The sequence below is a fragment of the Vibrio barjaei genome, from assembly GCF_001639065.2.
GTDB classification, from domain to species: Bacteria; Pseudomonadota; Gammaproteobacteria; order Enterobacterales; family Vibrionaceae; genus Vibrio; species Vibrio barjaei.
In genome coordinates this window covers 1-19,413 of sequence record NZ_LQXO02000016.1, presented here as the reverse complement: position 1 = coordinate 19,413, position 19,413 = coordinate 1, and the positions used below count along the sequence as shown (strand labels likewise).

Sequence of the window (19,413 nt, the reverse complement as noted above, 5' to 3'; positions counted from 1 at the left end):
CCTCTTTTACTATGACCTATATCGGTAAGAACCAGGAGAACAAGATGGACTTGAAAGCACTTCTTAATCAAGCTCTCAGCTCAGATATAGCAAAACAGACCACTCAAAAAGCAAGCCAATCTTCATCCAGTTTAAGTAACGCACTTGGTGACAAAAAAACTTTGGGAGCGTTAGGTGCAGGGGCCGTTGGCGGCGGTATTCTTGGTATGCTGATGGGCTCTAAGAAAACGAAGAAAATGGGTAAAAAAGCCTTAGGTGTTGGCGGTGCTGCAGCGCTTGGTGCTCTAGCCTATAAACTGTACAACGACTACAGCAATACCAACGGAGGCAACTCTGATGTTGCCACAGTTACACATTCATCAACACCGGCCGATTTTACTCAGACTAACCAGCACGATGAATCGGTACTCAAAGCCATGATAGCCGCCGCTAAAGCAGATGGTCATATTGATGAGCAAGAAATGGCGAAAATAGAGCAAGCTCTGGCAGGGTTAGACGCAGACCCATCGGTACATCAACTTGTTCAAACTGAGATAGCAAAACCTCTCGATCCTAGCGAAATTGCTAAGCTAGCCGTCTCTCCCGAACATGGTACTGAAATCTATTTGGCGAGCCTATTAGTCGCGGATGAACAAAACTTTATGGAAAAAGCGTATTTGAAAGAACTGGCGAACCAGTTAAGTCTAGAAGAGGGGTTAGTGGCGCAGCTGAATACGCAAATCGCTCAATAAAGTAACAAGGTACCTAAGGCCTAAAACCGACCTTAGGTACATAAATTCTTATTCTTCGCTTGCAACAGCCGCAGCAGCTTTAGCAGCGCGTGCTTCCGCTTTACGCTCATTACGCTTTGCTTGGTTTTCAATGAAACCAGCTAACTCTTTATCCGCCCAAGCTTGAGCCAGCTCTTGACTCTCAAAACCCATCTCACGCTTTGAAACAACAGTGCGACGAGACGTTACTTGACGAATGATCTCTGCAGACCAACCATTACGCTTTTCCGTTAGACGGACAGTAAATTTTTTATTTTCAGACATTTATGTAGTTCCTAAAGACTTTGTTAAGGGATATTCCAGCAATGTAATGCTGGCCATCCCTAAGCCAGCGCGGTATTAGAACACAAATCGAGCGCTGACGCTCAGAGTTTTTATAAGAAAAAGTCCCCAGTGTTTCCACTGAGGACTTCATTCTATATTTGGCTGTAACGCTTGAGGCAATCGCCTCAGTTCGATTACTTGCCTACGTTCACGCGAGCGTTGCGGAACATGCGCATCCAAGCACTGTCTTCACCCCAAGACTCTGGAGCCCAAGAGTTAGCAACCGTACGGAATACACGCTCTGGGTGTGGCATCATAATCGTCACACGACCGTCACGAGTCGTTAGACCTGTGATTGCGTTTGGTGAACCGTTAGGGTTGTTTGGATACTGCTGCGTTGGGTTACCGTGGTTATCAACGTAACGCACTGCTACCGTACCTGATGCTTCTATCGCGTTTAGGTGGTCAGTGTCGCGAACCTCTACGCGGCCTTCACCATGAGAAACTGCGATTGGCATACGAGAACCTTCCATGCCATCGAAGAAGATAGAGTCAGACTTCTGAACTTCTACTAGGCTAAAGCGAGCTTCAAAACGCTCAGATTCATTACGAACGAAGCGTGGCCATAGGTCTGCACCTGGGATCAGCTCTTTTAGGTTCGATAGCATCTGACAACCGTTACACACACCTAATGAGAAGGTGTCTTCGCGGTGGAAGAAGTTCTGGAACTGGTCACGCGCTTGGTCGTTGAACAAGATAGACTTCGCCCAACCTTCACCCGCACCTAGAACGTCACCATAAGAGAAGCCACCACAAGCCACAAGACCTTGGAACTCTTCTAGTACAGCTTGTCCTGTCAGGATGTCACTCATGTGAATGTCCGTCGCTTCAAAGCCAGCACGGTCAAACGCTGCGGCCATCTCAACGTGAGAGTTAACACCTTGCTCACGAAGAATAGCCATCTTAGGTTTAGCGCCCGTCGCAATATATGGTGCTGCAACGTCTTCGTTCACATCAAAGCTGAGTTTAACGTTTAGACCTGGATCAGAGTTGTCTTTCTTCGCTTCGTGCTCTTGGTCTGCACACGCTGAGTTGTCACGCAGTGACTGCATCTTGTGCGTTGTTTCAGCCCAGATTGTACGTAGCTCAATACGCGAGCGCTCGATAACAACCGCATCACCAGAGGTGATAACAAAGTCGTCAGACGCTTCGACGCTGCCGATTACGTGAGAACATGCTTCTAGACCGTTAGTCGCTAGAACCGCTTTCACAGCTTCTAGGTCGTCATTTTTAACCTGAACAACCGCACCTAGCTCTTCGTTAAATAGTGCCGCTAGCGCATCTTCACCTAGGTCAGCAATATCAGCTTTCACGCCACAGTGACCAGCAAATGCCATCTCAGCAAGCGTTACGAATAGACCGCCATCACCTTTGTCGTGGTAAGCCACTAGCTTGTCATCACGAACAAGGGTTTGCATCGCATCGAAGAAGCCTTTTAGCTGCTCTGCGTTGTCTACGTCTGCTGGCTTATCACCAAGCTGCTTGTAAACCTGTGCCAATGCCGTTGCGCCTAGACGGTTTTTACCGTTACCTAGGTCGACAAGAACTAGAGACGACTCACCTTTGTCAGTGCGAAGCTGCGGCGTGACCGTCTTACGAACATCTTCTACACGACCAAATGCCGTGATAACTAGTGAAAGTGGAGACGTGACTTCTTTGTCTTCACCATTCTCATTCCACTTAGTTTTCATCGACATTGAGTCTTTACCTACTGGAATCGTTAGACCCAGTGCTGGACATAGCTCTTCACCTACCGCTTTCACCGCTTCGTAAAGACCTGCGTCTTCACCTGGGTGACCCGCTGGAGACATCCAGTTAGCTGACAGCTTGATACGCTTGATATCGCCGATGTCTGTCGCTGCAATGTTAGTCAGAGACTCACCTACCGCTAGACGAGCAGAAGCGCCAAAGTCTAGTAGAGCAACTGGAGTGCGCTCACCCATAGACATTGCTTCACCGTGGTAAGTGTCGTAGCTTGCTGCTGTTACTGCGCAGTTTGCTACCGGCACCTGCCAAGGACCAACCATCTGATCACGAGCAACAAGACCCGTTACCGTGCGGTCACCGATGGTGATTAGGAATGTTTTCTCTGCAACCGTTGGTAGACGAAGAACGCGATCAACCGCATCGTTCATTTCAATGCCTTCGCGAGAGATCGCAGGGCTGTCTACTTTCAGTGTTTTCGCATCACGGTGCATCTTCGGCGTTTTGCCTAGAAGGATGTCCATCGGCATGTCGATTGGCGTGTTGTCGAAGTGTGAATCTTCAAGTTTCAGTTCACGCTCTTCAGTTGCCACACCCACTACCGCGTATGGTGCGCGCTCACGCTTACAGATAGCATCGAATGCTTCCATGTTCTCTGGCGCTACCGCCATTACATAGCGCTCTTGAGATTCGTTACACCAGATCTCAAGTGGGCTCATGCCTGGCTCATCGTTTGGTACGTCACGAAGCTGGAAGATACCGCCGCGCTCACCATCGTCAACAAGCTCAGGAAGTGCGTTTGAGATACCGCCCGCGCCCACATCGTGGATAAATGCAATTGGGTTGTCTTCACCTAGCTGCCAGCAGCGGTCGATCACTTCTTGACAGCGACGTTCCATCTCAGGGTTTTCACGCTGTACTGAGGCAAAATCTAGATCTTCAGCAGACTGACCAGACGCCATAGAAGACGCTGCGCCGCCACCAAGACCGATGTTCATTGCTGGACCACCAAGTACGATTAGGCTTGCACCTACTGGGATCTCTTTCTTCTGAACGTGCTCGTCACGGATGTTACCCATACCACCGGCAATCATGATTGGCTTGTGGTAACCACGTACTTCTTCACCTGCGTGTGATGTAACTTTTTCTTCGTAAGTACGGAAGTAACCAAGTAGGTTTGGACGACCAAATTCGTTGTTAAACGCCGCGCCACCTAGTGGACCTTCTAGCATGATATCCAATGCGTTAACGATACGACCTGGCTTACCAAAATCCGTTTCCCAAGGCTGTTCGAAGCCAGGAATGCGAAGGTTAGAAGTCGTAAAGCCTACAAGACCTGCTTTTGGTTTACCGCCAATACCTGTTGCGCCTTCGTCACGGATTTCACCGCCGCTACCTGTAGAGGCACCTGGCCACGGAGAAATCGCTGTTGGGTGGTTGTGTGTTTCCACCTTCATCAAGATGTGTGCTTTCTCGTGGTTGTAACCGTACTGACGTGTTTTTGGATCTGGGAAGAAACGACCCACTTCAGAGCCTTCCATTACTGCTGCATTATCTTTATAAGCAGATAGAACGTGGTCTGGTGTCGTTTCAAATGTGTTTTTGATCATCTTGAACAGCGACTTGTCTTGCTTCACGCCGTCGATAGTCCAATCTGCATTGAAGATCTTGTGACGACAGTGCTCAGAGTTCGCCTGCGCAAACATCATCAGCTCGATGTCTGTTGGGTTGCGCTCTAGCTTAGTCACAAAGCTTTCAAGTAGGTAATCAATTTCATCTTCTGCAAGTGCAAGACCTAGCGTCACGTTCGCTTCTTCTAGTGCTTTGCGGCCACCTGTTAGTAGATCAACATCAGCTACCGGTGCTGGCTCTGCTACTTGGAACAGTGCTGCCGCTGATTCGAAGTCAGAGAAAACCACTTCCATCATACGGTCATGGATCACCGCTTTAAGCTCAACAAGTTGAAGCTCAGTCAGTTCGCTTGATGTCTCTACATAGTATGCCGTGCCGCGCTCTAGACGAGTCACTTTGTCTAGGCCACAGTTATTGGCGATATCCGTAGATTTAGAAGACCATGGCGAGATTGTGCCAGGGCGAGGTGTCACTAGAAGCAGTGTGCCTGTTGGCTCGTGCTCTTCGATAGTTGGACCGTAAGTCAGCAACTTCTCTAATTTTTCAACTTCAGACTCATCCAGGTCTGCCGTTAGGTCGGCAAAGTGGGCAAACTCAGCGTAAATACCTGTTACTGGTAGGTTTAGTTCACGACAAAGCTCTAGTAGCTTGTTAACACGAAACTCAGAAAGAGCTGGGGAACCACGCAAAATTCTCATGTGCTTAGGTCTCTTATGCAGTTGATTGAGGTGAAATTAGTATAAATTCAAATAGTTAGCTTATAATTTTGAACTTATAACAATTTATCCTGCTCTAATGCGGCGCTATTATAGAGGATTTTTTTTTGTGACGTAACCGCTAACGCAAACGTTTTCGTCATTTTTTTTCGAATTGCAGCAAACGATATCTTCATAGTGATAAAGTGACCACTCTCGGGTGTTTATGCCTTCTTGCTTTGCCAAGCTCGTCAGCTTTGGTATAAAGACAGCACTATCGTTGTGAGATAAATGAATTAATGCAAAATCCATCTGCTGTTTATTGGTTAAATTTACGCTGGCTCAAATTACTATCCGTTTGTCTGTTAACGCTTGGAATGGCAGGCTGCCAAATCGACTCTGATCCCAAAAGTGAACTAGAGAACATTAAAGAGCGCGGAGTCCTTCGCGTCGGTACACTCAATAATCAACTCTCTTATTACATTGGTCCTGATGGTCCAACTGGCTTGGACTACGAGCTTGCAAGACAGTTTGCCGATGAACTGGGTGTGCGGTTGGAAATGAAGCCCGCTTACCGCCAAGCAAGTCTGTTTCCAGCTTTGCAAAAAGGTGAAATCGATATTATCGCCGCCGGACTAAGCCAATCTCCAGAGCGTATCAAGCGCTTTCGTGCAGGCCCTGCCTACTACTACGTAAGCCAACAGGTGGTCTATAAGAAGGGTCAATGGCGACCAAGAAACTTAGAGCAATTATTAAACAACCAGCAAGAGTTAATCGATAAAGCCGATGGTGAAGAGGTCTTTGCGATAGTTAAAGACTCACACTTTGAGCAAACGCTGGCGAATGTCGCTAACCAAAACCCAGACTTCCGCTACTACATTGATGCAAATGCTGACGTTAATGACCTATTAAAGCAGGTTTCTGAAGGCCAACTTAAGTTCACCATGGCAGACTCTGTGGAACTGTCACTTTCTCAACGGATTTATCCTGATCTCGCATTGGCGTTTGAAATGACTGAAGATCAACCGATCTCTTGGTATATGCGAAAGTCAGAAGATGAAAGCCTGTACGCGTTATTGATCGAGTTCTTTGGCCGTTTGAAGCAGACAGGTGAACTGGCGAATTTAGAAGAGAAGTATATCGGACACATTGGTGTTTTCGACTACGTTGATACTCGCGCGTTTATCCGTGCTTTAGATGGCAAATTGCCTAAATGGTCGCCTCTCTTTAAGAAATATTCGAACGAATTTGATTGGCGCTTAATCGCGGCTCTTGCCTATCAAGAGTCTCACTGGAATCCTGTGGCTAAATCGCCAACAGGTGTTCGCGGTATGATGATGCTTACATTACCAACGGCGAAAAGTGTTGGTGTTACCAACCGCTTGGATCCAGAACAGTCTGTTCGTGGCGGTGTGGAATACTTAAGACGCATTGTTGATCGTGTTCCAGATTCTATCGCGGAACATGAGAAAATCTGGTTTGCCCTCGCCTCTTATAACGTCGGTTTCGGTCATATGATGGACGCAAGACGCCTGACAAAGCGACAGGGAGGTGACCCTGATGCTTGGGCAGACGTGAAAGATCGCTTACCGTTATTACGTCAAAAGAAATATTACAGCCAAACACGTTATGGCTATGCTCGCGGCGATGAAGCAAGAAATTATGTCGAGAACATTCGTCGCTACTATCAAAGCATTATTGGCCACATAGACAAACAAATTGCCGTTGAGGCAGAAAAAGAGATCAGTACTGAAGACTTAACCGTCATTCCTCCACTGCCTCCAGAATCGAGTGATGTCGCGTCAGAAGAAGAAGCCGTAAACCAAGCCTCAGACGCAGTGTCAACCCAACAAACTGGACACTCAGGACGTTAACTATCAGGAATTTTCAAGTATGCGAATGTGATCGTACATCGCATACTTGAAATCTCATTCTCAAGCCCTTACATTAAACTTTGAGATTGATCATTCGCCAACGCTTCAGTTAGCGAGATAATCTCTTCTATTGCAAGGTACTGTCGTGCCCTCTGCAAACACTCTGCATAATCGAAACCACTCTACGACAAAGTTGGGCGGTGGATTATGTTTCGTACTCCGGCATAGATCCATTGATAAGGAAATCTATTACGCAATGATTGTGTCTAGATACAGATCGGAGAGGTTTATCTTTCGTGATAGGAGGTAGTTTTATGCTTGCAAGGAAAAGAATGCAATCTAAACACCTTAATAAGACGGTGGCAGCAAACCGCCGCAAAAGAAAAATGGCCAATAATAAGAAGAAAGTTATTTGGCGTCACCGAGCTTTTATGCAGTTACTCACTCCATAAAACACAGACAGCAAGCATCTGCCCAGCAGATGTTTGCTAAAAAAATCACTCTTCACCCTTCATCTGTTCTTCACGCTTCTTCTGCTTTATCTCTTTACGTCTGCGTTTAAAAAATGCCTGCAATTGATGACGACATTCTGCTTCTAGTAAACCAGATTCAACATCGGCATAGTGATACGATGCTTGGCTTTCAAACAAGTTTAATACGGTCCCTGCTGCGCCAGCTTTTAAATCTGGTGCACCGAATACAATCCGCTTTACACGACTGTGCAGCAGAGCTCCAGCACACATAGGACAAGGTTCTAGCGTTACATACAATGTCGTATCCAGCAATCGATAGTTTTCTAGGTTCTGTCCCGCTTTACGAATCACTTGCATCTCTGCATGCGCCGTCGCGTCGTGATGACCAATAGACTGATTCCACCCTTCAGCGATAATCTCCCCATCCTTGACTAATAACGCTCCAACAGGCACTTCACCTTCAGATTCAGCATGATTCGCCAATTCCATCGCGCGTTGCATAAAACGGCGGTCTTCATCATTAAACTCAAAGGTCATCTGTTCATCATTCATGTGTTTCTCGGCTTAATGCTTCTGATAAGTAATCAATTAGCGTTCGAACTTTCGAAGTGAGCATTCGGTTCTGCGGATACAATGCCCAAATACCCTCACGATCACCTCGATATGGAGTCAGCACTTCCACTAGGTCCCCTGCTTCCAAATATGGCTGCACATAGTAATCAGGAAGTTGTACTATGCCTAATCCTTTTAAAGCCGCATCAACGAGCGCATAACCGCTGTTGCATTGAACTCGACCTTCCACGTGAATAAGACGCTCAGACCCTTTTTCATCAAAACGCCAGTACTTTGTTGAACCTCGCAAACAGCTATGCCGCTTCAATTCCGACAATGTGTGAGGCTCACCATGATTCTCAAGGTAGGTTGGACTTGCACACACAAACATATGACGGTCGAGTAGTTTTCTTGCCATCATAGAAGAGTCTTCGAGTCGACCAAGACGAACGGCTAGGTCAAACCCTTCTTCCACCAAATTCATTTTCTGGTTAGAAAGAATCAAGTCCAATTCAATTTGTGGATGCATCAGCAGAAACTCGTGCATCAACGGCGCAAGAACTTGCTCACCAAATGTTACTGGCGCCGTCATCTTTATTTTACCCTTAGGCGTCGATTGAAGCTGAGTAATCGCTAACTCCGCCAACGCTAACCCATCAACAAGAGGTTTACAATGTTGATAGTAAGTCGCCCCAACTTCCGTTACCGAGACCTTACGAGTGGTTCTAACAAATAGTTTTACGCCGAGCTTTTCCTCCAACGCATTCACTCTGCGACTAATATTGGCTACTGATGTTGCCAATCGGTCTGCTGCGCCAGTAAAACTCTGCGTTTCTACCACAGCAACAAACTCATTGATCCCTTCCCAATTTGCCATTTCAATCCTCACTATTACTCTCATGTAATAGTGTATTTCAATTTATGCTAATTATCATTATTTAAGAAATAAATATACTAGCCCCATCTGATGCAAACGGCGTGAAGTGAACTAGTCTTACTCAAGTTAGCCGTTAGTTAATTTTGTGACCTTGTAATAATAAGGAATAACCATGACTGAACAATTTATTAAATCACGTGCTGCTGTTGCTTGGGGCCCTAACCAACCACTTAAAATGGAAGAAGTGGATGTTATGCTTCCAAAAGCTGGTGAAGTACTCGTAAAAATCGTTGCTACTGGCGTATGTCACACTGATGCATTCACTCTATCTGGCGATGATCCAGAAGGTATTTTCCCAAGCATTCTTGGCCACGAAGGTGGCGGTATTGTAGAAATGGTTGGTGAAGGTGTAACAAGTGTCGAAGTTGGCGACCATGTTATTCCACTTTACACAGCAGAATGTGGCGAATGTAAGTTCTGTAAATCAGGTAAAACTAACCTTTGCCAAGCAGTTCGTGAGACTCAAGGTAAAGGCCTGATGCCAGACGGTACGACTCGTTTCTACAAAGACGGTCAACCAATTTACCACTACATGGGTTGTTCAACTTTCTCTGAATACACCGTACTACCAGAAATTTCTCTGGCTAAAGTAAACAAAGAAGCACCTCTAGAGGAAGTATGTTTACTTGGTTGTGGTGTAACGACAGGTATGGGTGCGGTACTGAACACAGCAAAAGTAGAGAAAGGTGATACTGTTGCTATCTTCGGTCTTGGTGGCATCGGGCTATCAGCTATCATTGGTGCTCGTATGGCTGGCGCTAGCAAAATCATTGGTGTTGACATCAATGAAAGCAAGTTCGAGCTTGCTCAGCAACTTGGCGCAACTGACGTGATTAACCCGCAAAAGTTCGATAAGCCAATTCAAGAAGTGATTATCGAGATGACAGATGGTGGTGTTGATTACTCTTTCGAGTGTATCGGTAACGTCAACGTGATGCGTCAAGCACTTGAGTGCTGCCACAAAGGTTGGGGTGAGTCTGTTATCATCGGCGTAGCTGGTGCAGGTCAAGAGATCTCAACTCGTCCGTTCCAACTCGTGACTGGTCGCGTATGGCGTGGTAGTGCTTTCGGTGGTGTTAAAGGCCGTAGTGAACTACCAGAAATCGTTAACCGTTACATGGCAGGTGAGTTCGGCTTACAAGAGTTCATCACTCATACCATGCCACTGGAAGACATTAACGAAGCATTCGAACTAATGCACAAAGGCGAAAGTATTCGTACCGTTATTCACTATTAATGATTCAGGGCTCTAGTGTACTAGAGCCCTTGCTTTTAAATTGGATTGATAGAATGACCATAGAAAATGTAAGCCAAGCCAAAGTATTTGGTGGGTGGCACAAACAGTATCATCACCAATCTTCGGCATTAAGCTGCCAGATGAGATTTGCCATCTATTTACCACCAGAAGCGAGCGCTGATAATCCAGTCCCCGTCCTCTACTGGCTTTCAGGTTTAACCTGCACCGACGAAAACTTCATGCAAAAAGCAGGCGCTTTCCGCATGGCGGCAAAACTCGGTATTGCCATCGTCGCACCTGATACTAGCCCTCGCGGTGAAGATGTACCTGATGATGCCGAAGGTGCATACGACTTCGGCTTAGGCGCTGGCTTCTATGTAAATGCCACACAAGCACCTTGGAATCAACACTACCAAATGTACAACTATGTCGTCGATGAGTTGCCATCACTTGTCGAACAGCACTTCCCTGTCACACAGGTTAGATCCATTTCTGGACACAGCATGGGCGGACATGGTGCGCTGACGATTGGATTAAAGAACAGTGATAGATATCGCTCTATTTCGGCATTTAGCCCAATCAGTAATCCAATGAACTGCCCTTGGGGCCAAAAAGCACTGAGTCAGTACCTTGGTAACAATACGGATGACTGGAAACAGTATGATAGTGCTGAGCTGCTAAAAGCTAAGATGGCAACACTGCCAATTTTAGTCGACCAAGGGGAAGACGACGGATTCCTACAAGAGCAGTTAAAGCCAGAGCTGTTATTAGCTGCGGCAGAAATTTCTGGCAGTGATATAAAGCTTCGCATGCAGCCTGGTTATGACCACAGCTACTTCTTCATTCAGAGCTTTATTGAAGATCACTTACGCTTTCATGCTGGATTCTTGAAAGACTAAGTTCTAGCTATTACTTAAACTAAAAAGCCCGCCCTTTATAGAAAGGGCGGGCTTTGTTCTAACTGTCTATCAACTTACATTGTATAAGTGTATGGCGCTTGGATGCCTAGAGGGATACCTAATGCCCAGTAAGCTAGCAAGAAGATTGTCCAACCAATTAGCATTGCAATTGAGAACGGCATCATTAGTGACGCAAGTGTACCGATACCTGTCGACTTAACGTAGCGTTGGCAGTAAACCACAACTAGAGGGAAGAATACCATTAGTGGTGAAATGATGTTAGAAACAGAATCACCTACACGGTATGCCGCTTGAGATAGCTCAGGAGAGATACCTACTGCCATTAGCATTGGAACAAGGATAGGACCAATCAGTGCCCATTTCGCAGATGCAGAACCAACAAGAAGGTTTACACACGCTGTTAGCAGAATCATACCAACAATCGTCGCTTCACCAGGAAGGTTCATCGCTTTCAGACCTTCTGCACCGTAAAGCGCTAGCATAGTACCAATGTTTGATTGACCAAACGCAGCAAGGAACTGTGCACAGAAGAATGACATTACAATGTATGCGCCCATTGTTGCCATTGTGTCAGACATCGCTTTGATTACGTCATTACTGTTCTTGAATGTGCCAGAAACACGGCCATAAACGTAGCCCGGAATGATAAATAGAATGAAGATTAGAGGAACAATCGACTTCATTAATGGTGCAGAGAACGCGGTGATCTCACCTTCAGGTGAACGCAATGCCGATGTCTCAGGGATGATCGCTGCGATTAATAGCGCGATACCAGCAACCATTGACCAACCAGCAGCGCGGAACGCTTTAGATTCAGTCTCAGTAAATGTACCTAGGTCCGGTGCTTCTTCTGCATCTTCATCTACAGGTGTGTTCGCAAGACGTGGTTCAATGATTTTCTCTGTAACGTACCAACCGATAGCAACAATAATCACTGAAGATAGACCAGTGAAGAAGATGTTTGCTAGAGGGTTAACGATGTACTCAGGATCAAGAACTTGAGCAGATGTTTGCGTGAAACCAGCGAGTAGTGGGTCGATACCTGAAGGGATAAAGTTCGCAGAGAAACCACCAGATACACCAGCAAATGCTGCTGCAATACCCGCTAATGGGTGACGGCCTGCTGCGTGGAAGATGATACCACCTAGAGGAATAACCAGTACGTAACCTGCGTCCGCTGCTGTGTGCGATACAATCGCAACAAGAATTAGCATTGGCGTTAGTAGCTTAGCTGGTGTGAAGTTAAGCATCTTCTTAAGGCCCGTAGTGATAAAGCCTGAAGAGTCAGCAACACCAACACCCAGCATCGCAACAAGAACGATACCTAGCGGAGCAAAACCCGTGAAGGTTGTTACCATATTCGCTAAAAAGCTAGCCAGTGCTTCGCCAGTAAGTAGGTTGTTAACTTCTAATGCGGTACCTGTACGTGGGTTAATCAGATCAAAACTGACGTTAGATAAAAGTGCTGACGCAACCCAAACAATAACCAGTGCCCAGAAGAAAAGGATCGCAGGATCTGGGATCTTGTTACCTGCTTTCTCAATAAAGTTTAAAAAGCGATCCATTCCACTCGGCTTTGGAGCTGGCGCTTGATTAATCGATTGGTTACTCATGGTAACTCCGTGTGTGATGTTGTTATTTGTTGGTCTCATCGCGCAAGGCGAGAAGATTATATTTGCGTGACCATTTTATTTAAAAAAGACGAAAAGAGTAGATAATTTGGAACTTTTTCCATATTTGTAGACTTATTTTGCAAAAAACAGCGATTAACATAACATTTAACCAACATGTTAACGCACAAATGCAAAACAATTATCTAACTAGCACGCAAAACACCCGATTATATAAACATAGCCTATATTTTCACCACCATCTAAGCGCAAAATGCTTGCGACAATGACACTAGCATTAACTATGAGTCGTGATTCATTTACTTGATGGGGGAATGGCAAGATAGAGGCAGAAGAATTAGTCGAACTCACTAAAACGAGAAATCTGAGTGACAAGAGCAATGTTGCGTTTCACTCCCAATCGATCAGCCCAGAATACTTCGACCCTAACCGTCTTGATACTTCCATTCAAAGCTACTTTCGAGACTGTCCACTTAACATCAAACAGTGGATGTGAGCGGTCCTGTCCGTCAACAATATCCGTCGTATAATCTGCCACAGCCTGATCGGAAACTGCGGGGTCAGCCCCGCGAGTTCGAAACCACTCTAGCTTCGATTCAGCTAATCCTAGCGCTTGAATACTCTGATAAGCAAAATCAGAGCGCTGCTCCATGTCGACTTGCATTTTCGCCAGACCTAACGCACTAATTCCAAAAAGACACAATGCAACTAACACTTCAATGATACTGATGCCACTCTGTTTAAAAATCACGCCACGCCCCCTTCTTCCATAGGTAGCTGGAGGCTGAGGAACTAGAATGAGTGATGACATCATGATTGTATTGAAAGCTTAATGAATCTCGGAACAATGCAAGATGCTCGGCATTGGAGTAATCAAAAAATGCGCCTCCAGTAATCATAAAACTGCCGTCTTGATAATAAGCCGCAACTGCTTGATCTTCAGGAAAGTGTGCCGCAATACTGTCGCCCATTCCCAACCGCTGCCATTGCTCTATTGAAGGTTCAAAGTCTTGATTGAAATGAAACAAAACGCCCTTAATGCTTGCTGCGCCTTGCATCGCAAATATACCTTCATGAACTAATAACGTAATCCCATCACTCGCTTCCGATAGCGCTTTAATATCTGCTAAGTAATCATCCGATATTACACATGACCCATTTATCCAAAGATGTAAATTATTCTGTCGAAGCTGCTGGAGTATCTCTTCCCCGCAGTCTTTTCGTTCCCACAGGCCTTCTGCCGTTTGAGTTTCTAGGTTTATCTCTCTAAACATGCCGTTGGCTCTCACCACATCATGTTGATGACGAGGAACGCCAAAAAAGTCTTCAAATACGCTAAGCTGGTCATCTTGAACAAAATCGTTAGCAAAACACTTGGGTTCCGAGGAAGAGCTGCAATCACCGGCGACAGTAGTTAAGTGCTCCTGCAAACACTTCTTATGACTCATAAACTCTTCATTAGGCGCAGGACCATCACTCAATCCGTAATTAATCAGTGAACCTTTTACTGAAAGGTGACCTTTGAACCGAAATGCAGCACATTCCCAGCCTTCGTCGACTTCAATACCAGGATCTGGTGTATTGATCACTAAGGATGATTTGATTTTTATACTCGCAGAGGTTTGTATTGCCCCCGACTTTAATTCGGAAGTTGCTAAAGCAAAGCGTCGACTGACTGACTGGTTTTCTGATTTTGCTGAAGCGATCACATCGTTGCTTGTGCCGTCTAACCATAATTTGGTTGTCACTGATAATGTGTCATCGCATACCTGAATGCTTGCAGGGAGTTTCTGCGAAGGAAAATACTGAGCGATCGCACATTCCACACCACCTTCAGCGAGCCAGAAAGACTTGCGAGACTCGATTTCATTTTGTGCGCGCTTGATCTCGTAAAATGTCGTCTTATACATACCAACAAACAACATCAAAGCCAAACTCAACAGTATTGAAGTTATCATTAAAGTGACTGCTCCTAACTGATGTCTGACCCTCATTGACCATTCCTCACCATGAAGTCTCGATAAATGGACGCGGTGACAGAAGGTTTTGCTCTTAAATGTCCCTCCATCGCCAATTTAAGATACTGATTGCTCCTACTCGAAGAACCCACCTCACCGCTTATCAGCTCAAAGCGTGAAATCGCCACCAAGTTTGGTTCGAATACGGACGTACATCCTGAGACGTCGGAAAAACTAATGTCTTTTGCTCCCGACGCCAAACTTGAAACTGAACGGCAAATCTTCAGTTTTTGGTTATCGGCATCAAATTGCCAAACCACATTTTCAATTGGCCTAGACACACTAGGGTCTCTGTCGTCCCAATAAGCATATTGAATCAACATGCCATTGTTGGACACGTATACTGTCTGCGCTGAACCTTGAGGATTCAACGTCGCATTATTAAAGCCATCTGCACCAGAGCGTATGAGGTCATTTTGAATTCGCCGTGCTGTTGTTGCCAGCGCTTGCTGAAGAATAAGTAACTGCGAGCGCTCGATAACATGACGTTGGATAGAAATATAGAAGGTAACAAGTGCCGATAGCACTAACGTACTCAGAGCCATAGCAATGACAAGCTCTATCAACATGACTCCACGTACGAGATTAAGAGCACTTCTCATTTAGGACAGGCTCCAAAGCCAAACTGGATCTCGCCAACATCACATACAATCACTCGACCAGAAACACTGTGAGTCCGAATATTGATATAAGATTCCTCATCACTGTGGGGCTGTAATTTGATAGTGCCATTAGACAGTGCCATTCCGGTCAAATTATCAAACTTAATCCGATGGTTAGAATGATTGAGTGACAACTCAATGCCTTTAAACACCTCACCTTTTATTTGCCGTAACAATCTCGCATTGGGATCATTAATATCAACGCGATTCGTCACTTCAACACTCCAGTGATCAGTTTCTGAATGCTCTGAGAGCCCCAAAAAATGAACCCATAGCGGCGTATTCTGTGTAATCGACTCGGCCTTTGTTTGGATTAACAGAGCATACAGCTCATTGGCGGCTCGCGTTGCTTTGAGTTTCTTAGAAGCGTCTTGAAAGGTAGGCGCTACAGCAAAAAGCAGAGCGCCAAGAACCGCTATCGCAATGACCAGCTCAAGGAGTGAGAAGCCGCGAGATCTTTCCCAAAAAAGAATGAAACCACCTACAAATGACGACTAAGACTTGCGTTAAATTTAGCAGCCACGAAAACTATTAAAGTAAATGAAATGAGTTATTTAGGGCTAGGGAGAAAAATGAAATGCAATAAAAGTAACATGCTTCAACGCGGTTTAACCTTGGTCGAGGTTGCTATTACTTTAGCCATACTTGCTGTGATCACGGGTATTGCTTACCCAAGTTACCTGCAACAAGTTAGGAAGAGTCATCGTATGGTAGCGCTGAGCGATATGCTCGCTATTCAACACGAACTAGAGCGAGGCTATGACAACGGTTATCATTTCGATCAAATTGTTTCTGCCGGCATTTGTTCGATCTGTGACTCACAAACGACGCGATATCGGTTTGAAATAACTGCGGGCAGTACCACCGCCTACATCATCAAGGCAACGGCTCAATCATCACATGAACAAACGAAAGATAGTTGTCTGGATGATGATAAGTCGATGACATTAAACGCTTTAGGTGTGACTACTCCTGTAGCGTGTTGGGGGCAATAAAAAAGCTCGCGACTGGTCGCGAGCTTTAGTAATAGTTTGAATAATCTTAACTTGTTAGATCATCAAAAAACTTTTTAACGCCGTTGAAGAAGCCTTCTGATTTGGGCTTGTGCTTGTTAGCAGCATCACCACCGCATGACTCTTCAAATTCACGTAGTAGCTCTTTTTGACGAGAACTTAGCTTAACTGGTGTTTCAACTACAAGCTTCACGATAAGGTCACCTACACCGCCGCCACGAACGCCTTTCACGCCTTTACCGCGCATACGGAACATACGTCCTGTTTGGGTTTCTTCTGGTACTTTAAGGCTTACACGACCATCAAGGGTAGGAACTTCTACTTCGCCGCCTAATGCCGCTTGAGCAAAGCTCACTGGTACTTCACAGTATAGGTTGTTGCCTTCACGTTCAAAGATGTGATGCTCTTTCACGTGCACTTGAACGTACAAATCACCTGCTGGTGCGCCATGCTCTCCCGCTTCACCTTCGCCAGATAAACGAATGCGATCGCCGGTATCCACACCAGCCGGGATCTTAACATTAAGTGTCTTAGTCTTCTGAATACGACCTTGGCCATGACAGCTATTACAAGGGTCTTTGATGATCTTACCTTGGCCATGACAAGTAGGACAGGTTTGCTGAACCGCAAAGAAGCCTTGACGCATTTGAACTTGACCGTGTCCATGACAGGTACCACAAGTTTGTGGCGAAGAGCCTTTCTTCGCGCCGCTACCATCACAAGTCTCACACTCAACGAGTGTTGGAACTTCAATCTCTTTAGAGATACCGCGAACCGCTTCCTCCAGTGACAGCTCCATGTTGTAACGTAGATCAGCACCACGTTGTGCACGACTGCCACCACCACGGCGACCACCGCCAAAGATATCACCGAATACATCACCGAAGATATCACCGAAATCAGCACCGGCGCCACCAAAGCCGCCACCGCCCATACCACCCTGTTCAAAGGCTGCATGACCATACTGATCGTAAGCCGCTTTCTTTTGCGGTTCGGTAAGAATTTCGTACGCTTCTTTTACTTCTTTAAATTTCTCAGCAGCGGTTTCATCACCCTGGTTTCTATCTGGGTGATACTTCATCGCAAGACGCTTGTACGCCTTCTTGATGTCGCGCTCTGATGCGTCACGATCAACGCCTAATACTTCGTAAAAATCACGTTTTGACATATTGCTTGTTACCAATTACTTCGACAAACAGCCCGACGCTGTTTGGGGATTGTATCGTTCTAGATAAAAATTGGTGTTCTTATCTAGAGCGACATGACCATCGTAAACTCGATGTTTACAAACTTACGGGCGTAAAGGTTACCCCAAACGCCCGCATAAATCACTTTTCGAGAACCCAGAAGAGAGGATTCTCTAAGCTAGAAGGCTCAAGCTCAAGGAGATGACGCGTAGTTTACCTTGTCTTCATAGAGAAAGGGTAAATGAGCATCATCGACGCCGAGATTGGGTCTTCTAGCGACGAGAATTATTTTTTCTCGTCTTTTACTTCTTCGAACTCAGCATCAACAACATCGTCGTCTTGCTTAGGCTGTTCGCCAGCTTCAGCGCCAGCACCTTGTGCTTGAGCTTGTTGCTGTGCGATTTCCATTAGCTTCTGAGCGGCTGCCATTAGCGCTTGAACTTTCGCGTCAATCGCTTCTTTGTCTTCACCTTTACGAGCTTCTTCTAGCTCAGTGATTGCTGCTTCGATCTTCTCTTTCTCTTCTGCAGGTAGCGCTTCACCAGCTTCTTCTACTTGCTTACGAGTACCGTGAATCATTTGGTCTGCTTGGTTACGTGCAGCAGCTAGCTCTTCGAACTTCTTGTCCGCTTCTTTGTTAGCTTCTGCTTCTTGTACCATTTTCTCGATGTCTTCATCGCTCAGGCCGCCAGACGCTTGGATAGTGATCTTCTGCTCTTTACCAGTCGACTTATCTTTCGCAGATACGTGTAGGATACCGTCCGCATCTAGGTCGAAAGTTACTTCGATTTGAGGCATGCCACGAGGTGCAGCTTGAATGCCTTCTAGGTTGAATTGACCTAGGGACTTGTTGTACATCGCTTGCTTACGCTCACCTTGAAGAACATGGATAGTTACCGCGTTCTGGTTGTCTTCTGCTGTAGAGAAAACTTGGTTCGCTTTCGTTGGGATAGTTGTGTTCTTCTCGACTAGCTTAGTCATTACGCCGCCCATCGTCTCAATACCTAGAGACAGAGGAGTAACGTCTAGTAGAAGTACGTCTTTAACATCACCAGCTAGTACACCACCTTGAACTGCAGCACCCATTGCTACTGCTTCGTCTGGGTTCACGTCACGGCGAGCTTCTTTACCGAAGAACTCTGCCACTTTCGCTTGAACCATAGGCATACGAGTTTGACCACCAACAAGGATTACATCGTTGATGTCGCTAACTGATAGGTCAGCATCTGCTAGAGCAACTTTTAGTGGCTCAAGGGAACGTTGTACTAGGTCTTCAACTAGAGATTCTAGTTTCGCACGAGTCACTTTTACGTTCATGTGCTTAGGACCAGTTGCATCTGCAGTTACGTAAGGTAGGTTTACGTCAGTTTGAGAAGTAGAAGAAAGCTCGATTTTCGCTTTTTCTGCTGCTTCTTTAACACGCTGCATTGCTAGTGGATCGTTCTTAAGGTTGATACCTTGCTCTTTCTGGAACTCTTCAACTAGGTAGTTGATCATGCGGTTATCGAAGTCTTCACCACCAAGGTGTGTATCACCGTTAGTTGCTAGAACTTCAAATGTTTTTTCGCCTTCAACTTCGTCAATCTCGATGATAGAGATATCGAATGTACCACCACCAAGGTCGTAAACTGCGATAGTGCGGTCGCCGCCTTTCTTGTCTAGACCGTAAGCAAGTGCTGCTGCTGTTGGTTCGTTGATGATACGTTTAACTTCTAGACCTGCGATACGACCAGCATCTTTAGTTGCTTGACGCTGTGCATCGTTAAAGTAAGCAGGAACTGTGA

At 45.8% G+C, this 19,413-nt stretch carries 16 protein-coding genes; 5 read left to right on the top strand and 11 right to left on the bottom strand.

The window, feature by feature from the left end; genetic code table 11:
• Positions 1-44: 44 nt before the first annotated feature.
• Positions 45-731, top strand: coding sequence for a tellurite resistance TerB family protein (locus tag AWH66_RS10175; RefSeq protein WP_063604032.1), 687 nt, complete (start codon positions 45-47; stop codon positions 729-731).
• A gap of 48 nt (positions 732-779) precedes the next feature.
• On the opposite strand, the gene AWH66_RS10170 is transcribed toward AWH66_RS10175, so the two are convergent.
• Both AWH66_RS10170 and purL read right to left on the bottom strand, forming a co-directional pair.
• Positions 780-1,034 (bottom strand): DUF3622 domain-containing protein, encoded by a 255-nt coding sequence (locus AWH66_RS10170; protein WP_063604031.1) that lies wholly within the window; start codon positions 1,032-1,034, stop codon positions 780-782.
• Positions 1,035-1,228: 194 nt separating this feature from the next.
• Entirely contained in the window at positions 1,229-5,128 is a 3,900-nt protein-coding gene (purL, locus tag AWH66_RS10165) for a phosphoribosylformylglycinamidine synthase (RefSeq protein WP_063604030.1), read from the bottom strand.
• Positions 5,129-5,424: 296 nt separating this feature from the next.
• Here purL and mltF point away from each other — a divergent pair, with 296 nt between their 5' ends.
• On the top strand, positions 5,425-6,999 hold the full coding sequence (gene mltF / locus AWH66_RS10160; protein ID WP_083400002.1) for a membrane-bound lytic murein transglycosylase MltF: 1,575 nt from the start codon (positions 5,425-5,427) through the stop codon (positions 6,997-6,999).
• Between the two features lie 497 nt (positions 7,000-7,496).
• On the opposite strand, the gene tadA is transcribed toward mltF, so the two are convergent.
• Positions 7,497-8,024, bottom strand: coding sequence for a tRNA adenosine(34) deaminase TadA (gene tadA, locus AWH66_RS10155; protein ID WP_063604029.1), 528 nt, complete (start codon positions 8,022-8,024; stop codon positions 7,497-7,499).
• Positions 8,017-8,901, bottom strand: a complete 885-nt coding sequence (locus tag AWH66_RS10150) for a LysR family transcriptional regulator (protein ID WP_063604028.1) — start codon at positions 8,899-8,901, stop codon at positions 8,017-8,019. Before AWH66_RS10150 ends, tadA begins: the two co-directional genes overlap by 8 nt.
• A gap of 172 nt (positions 8,902-9,073) precedes the next feature.
• Between AWH66_RS10150 and AWH66_RS10145 the strand changes: the two genes are divergently transcribed.
• Positions 9,074-10,198: an S-(hydroxymethyl)glutathione dehydrogenase/class III alcohol dehydrogenase gene (locus tag AWH66_RS10145; RefSeq protein WP_006072498.1), complete on the top strand. Its 1,125-nt coding sequence runs from the start codon at positions 9,074-9,076 to the stop codon at positions 10,196-10,198.
• Between the two features lie 53 nt (positions 10,199-10,251).
• Complete coding sequence (gene fghA, locus AWH66_RS10140) at positions 10,252-11,097, top strand: S-formylglutathione hydrolase (protein ID WP_063604085.1); 846 nt, start codon at positions 10,252-10,254, stop codon at positions 11,095-11,097.
• A gap of 74 nt (positions 11,098-11,171) precedes the next feature.
• Here fghA and AWH66_RS10135 read toward each other — a convergent pair whose 3' ends face one another.
• From AWH66_RS10135 to AWH66_RS10115, 5 genes are all read right to left on the bottom strand, one after another.
• Positions 11,172-12,731 (bottom strand): AbgT family transporter, encoded by a 1,560-nt coding sequence (locus AWH66_RS10135; protein WP_006072502.1) that lies wholly within the window; start codon positions 12,729-12,731, stop codon positions 11,172-11,174.
• A gap of 355 nt (positions 12,732-13,086) precedes the next feature.
• Positions 13,087-13,500 (bottom strand): type IV pilus modification PilV family protein, encoded by a 414-nt coding sequence (locus AWH66_RS10130; RefSeq protein ID WP_063604027.1) that lies wholly within the window; start codon positions 13,498-13,500, stop codon positions 13,087-13,089.
• Positions 13,490-14,707, bottom strand: coding sequence for a hypothetical protein (locus AWH66_RS10125; RefSeq protein ID WP_063604026.1), 1,218 nt, complete (start codon positions 14,705-14,707; stop codon positions 13,490-13,492). Before AWH66_RS10125 ends, AWH66_RS10130 begins: the two co-directional genes overlap by 11 nt.
• Before the next feature lie 32 nt (positions 14,708-14,739).
• The gene (locus tag AWH66_RS10120; protein ID WP_063604025.1) at positions 14,740-15,369 is read right to left on the bottom strand and encodes a PilW family protein; all 630 of its coding nucleotides are present in this window, start codon (positions 15,367-15,369) and stop codon (positions 14,740-14,742) included.
• Complete coding sequence (locus tag AWH66_RS10115; protein WP_420882862.1) at positions 15,366-15,902, bottom strand: GspH/FimT family pseudopilin; 537 nt, start codon at positions 15,900-15,902, stop codon at positions 15,366-15,368. Before AWH66_RS10115 ends, AWH66_RS10120 begins: the two co-directional genes overlap by 4 nt.
• A 99-nt stretch (positions 15,903-16,001) precedes the next feature.
• Here AWH66_RS10115 and AWH66_RS10110 point away from each other — a divergent pair, with 99 nt between their 5' ends.
• Positions 16,002-16,424 carry a type IV pilin protein gene (locus tag AWH66_RS10110; protein WP_063604023.1) on the top strand — a complete coding sequence of 141 codons (423 nt, stop codon included), beginning with the start codon at positions 16,002-16,004 and terminating at the stop codon, positions 16,422-16,424.
• Between the two features lie 46 nt (positions 16,425-16,470).
• On the opposite strand, the gene dnaJ is transcribed toward AWH66_RS10110, so the two are convergent.
• Entirely contained in the window at positions 16,471-17,610 is a 1,140-nt protein-coding gene (gene dnaJ / locus AWH66_RS10105) for a molecular chaperone DnaJ (RefSeq protein WP_038227929.1), read from the bottom strand.
• A 304-nt stretch (positions 17,611-17,914) separates the two neighbouring features.
• Positions 17,915-19,413: molecular chaperone DnaK (gene dnaK, locus AWH66_RS10100; protein ID WP_071487848.1), on the bottom strand; the 1,499-nt coding region annotated here is incomplete at its 5' end.

Excerpts from the sequence above, each read along its gene's own strand:
- AWH66_RS10175 (WP_063604032.1), top strand. The coding sequence starts at position 45 with ATGGACTTGAAAGCACTTCTTAATCAAGCTCTCAGCTCAGATATAGCA.
- AWH66_RS10170 (WP_063604031.1), bottom strand. The coding sequence starts at position 1,034 with ATGTCTGAAAATAAAAAATTTACTGTCCGTCTAACGGAAAAGCGTAAT.
- purL (WP_063604030.1), bottom strand. The coding sequence starts at position 5,128 with ATGAGAATTTTGCGTGGTTCCCCAGCTCTTTCTGAGTTTCGTGTTAAC.
- mltF (WP_083400002.1), top strand. The coding sequence starts at position 5,425 with ATGCAAAATCCATCTGCTGTTTATTGGTTAAATTTACGCTGGCTCAAA.
- tadA (WP_063604029.1), bottom strand. The coding sequence starts at position 8,024 with ATGAATGATGAACAGATGACCTTTGAGTTTAATGATGAAGACCGCCGT.
- AWH66_RS10150 (WP_063604028.1), bottom strand. The coding sequence starts at position 8,901 with ATGGCAAATTGGGAAGGGATCAATGAGTTTGTTGCTGTGGTAGAAACG.
- AWH66_RS10145 (WP_006072498.1), top strand. The coding sequence starts at position 9,074 with ATGACTGAACAATTTATTAAATCACGTGCTGCTGTTGCTTGGGGCCCT.
- fghA (WP_063604085.1), top strand. The coding sequence starts at position 10,252 with ATGACCATAGAAAATGTAAGCCAAGCCAAAGTATTTGGTGGGTGGCAC.
- AWH66_RS10135 (WP_006072502.1), bottom strand. The coding sequence starts at position 12,731 with ATGAGTAACCAATCGATTAATCAAGCGCCAGCTCCAAAGCCGAGTGGA.
- AWH66_RS10125 (WP_063604026.1), bottom strand. The coding sequence starts at position 14,707 with ATGATAACTTCAATACTGTTGAGTTTGGCTTTGATGTTGTTTGTTGGT.
- AWH66_RS10120 (WP_063604025.1), bottom strand. The coding sequence starts at position 15,369 with ATGAGAAGTGCTCTTAATCTCGTACGTGGAGTCATGTTGATAGAGCTT.
- AWH66_RS10110 (WP_063604023.1), top strand. The coding sequence starts at position 16,002 with ATGAAATGCAATAAAAGTAACATGCTTCAACGCGGTTTAACCTTGGTC.
- dnaJ (WP_038227929.1), bottom strand. The coding sequence starts at position 17,610 with ATGTCAAAACGTGATTTTTACGAAGTATTAGGCGTTGATCGTGACGCA.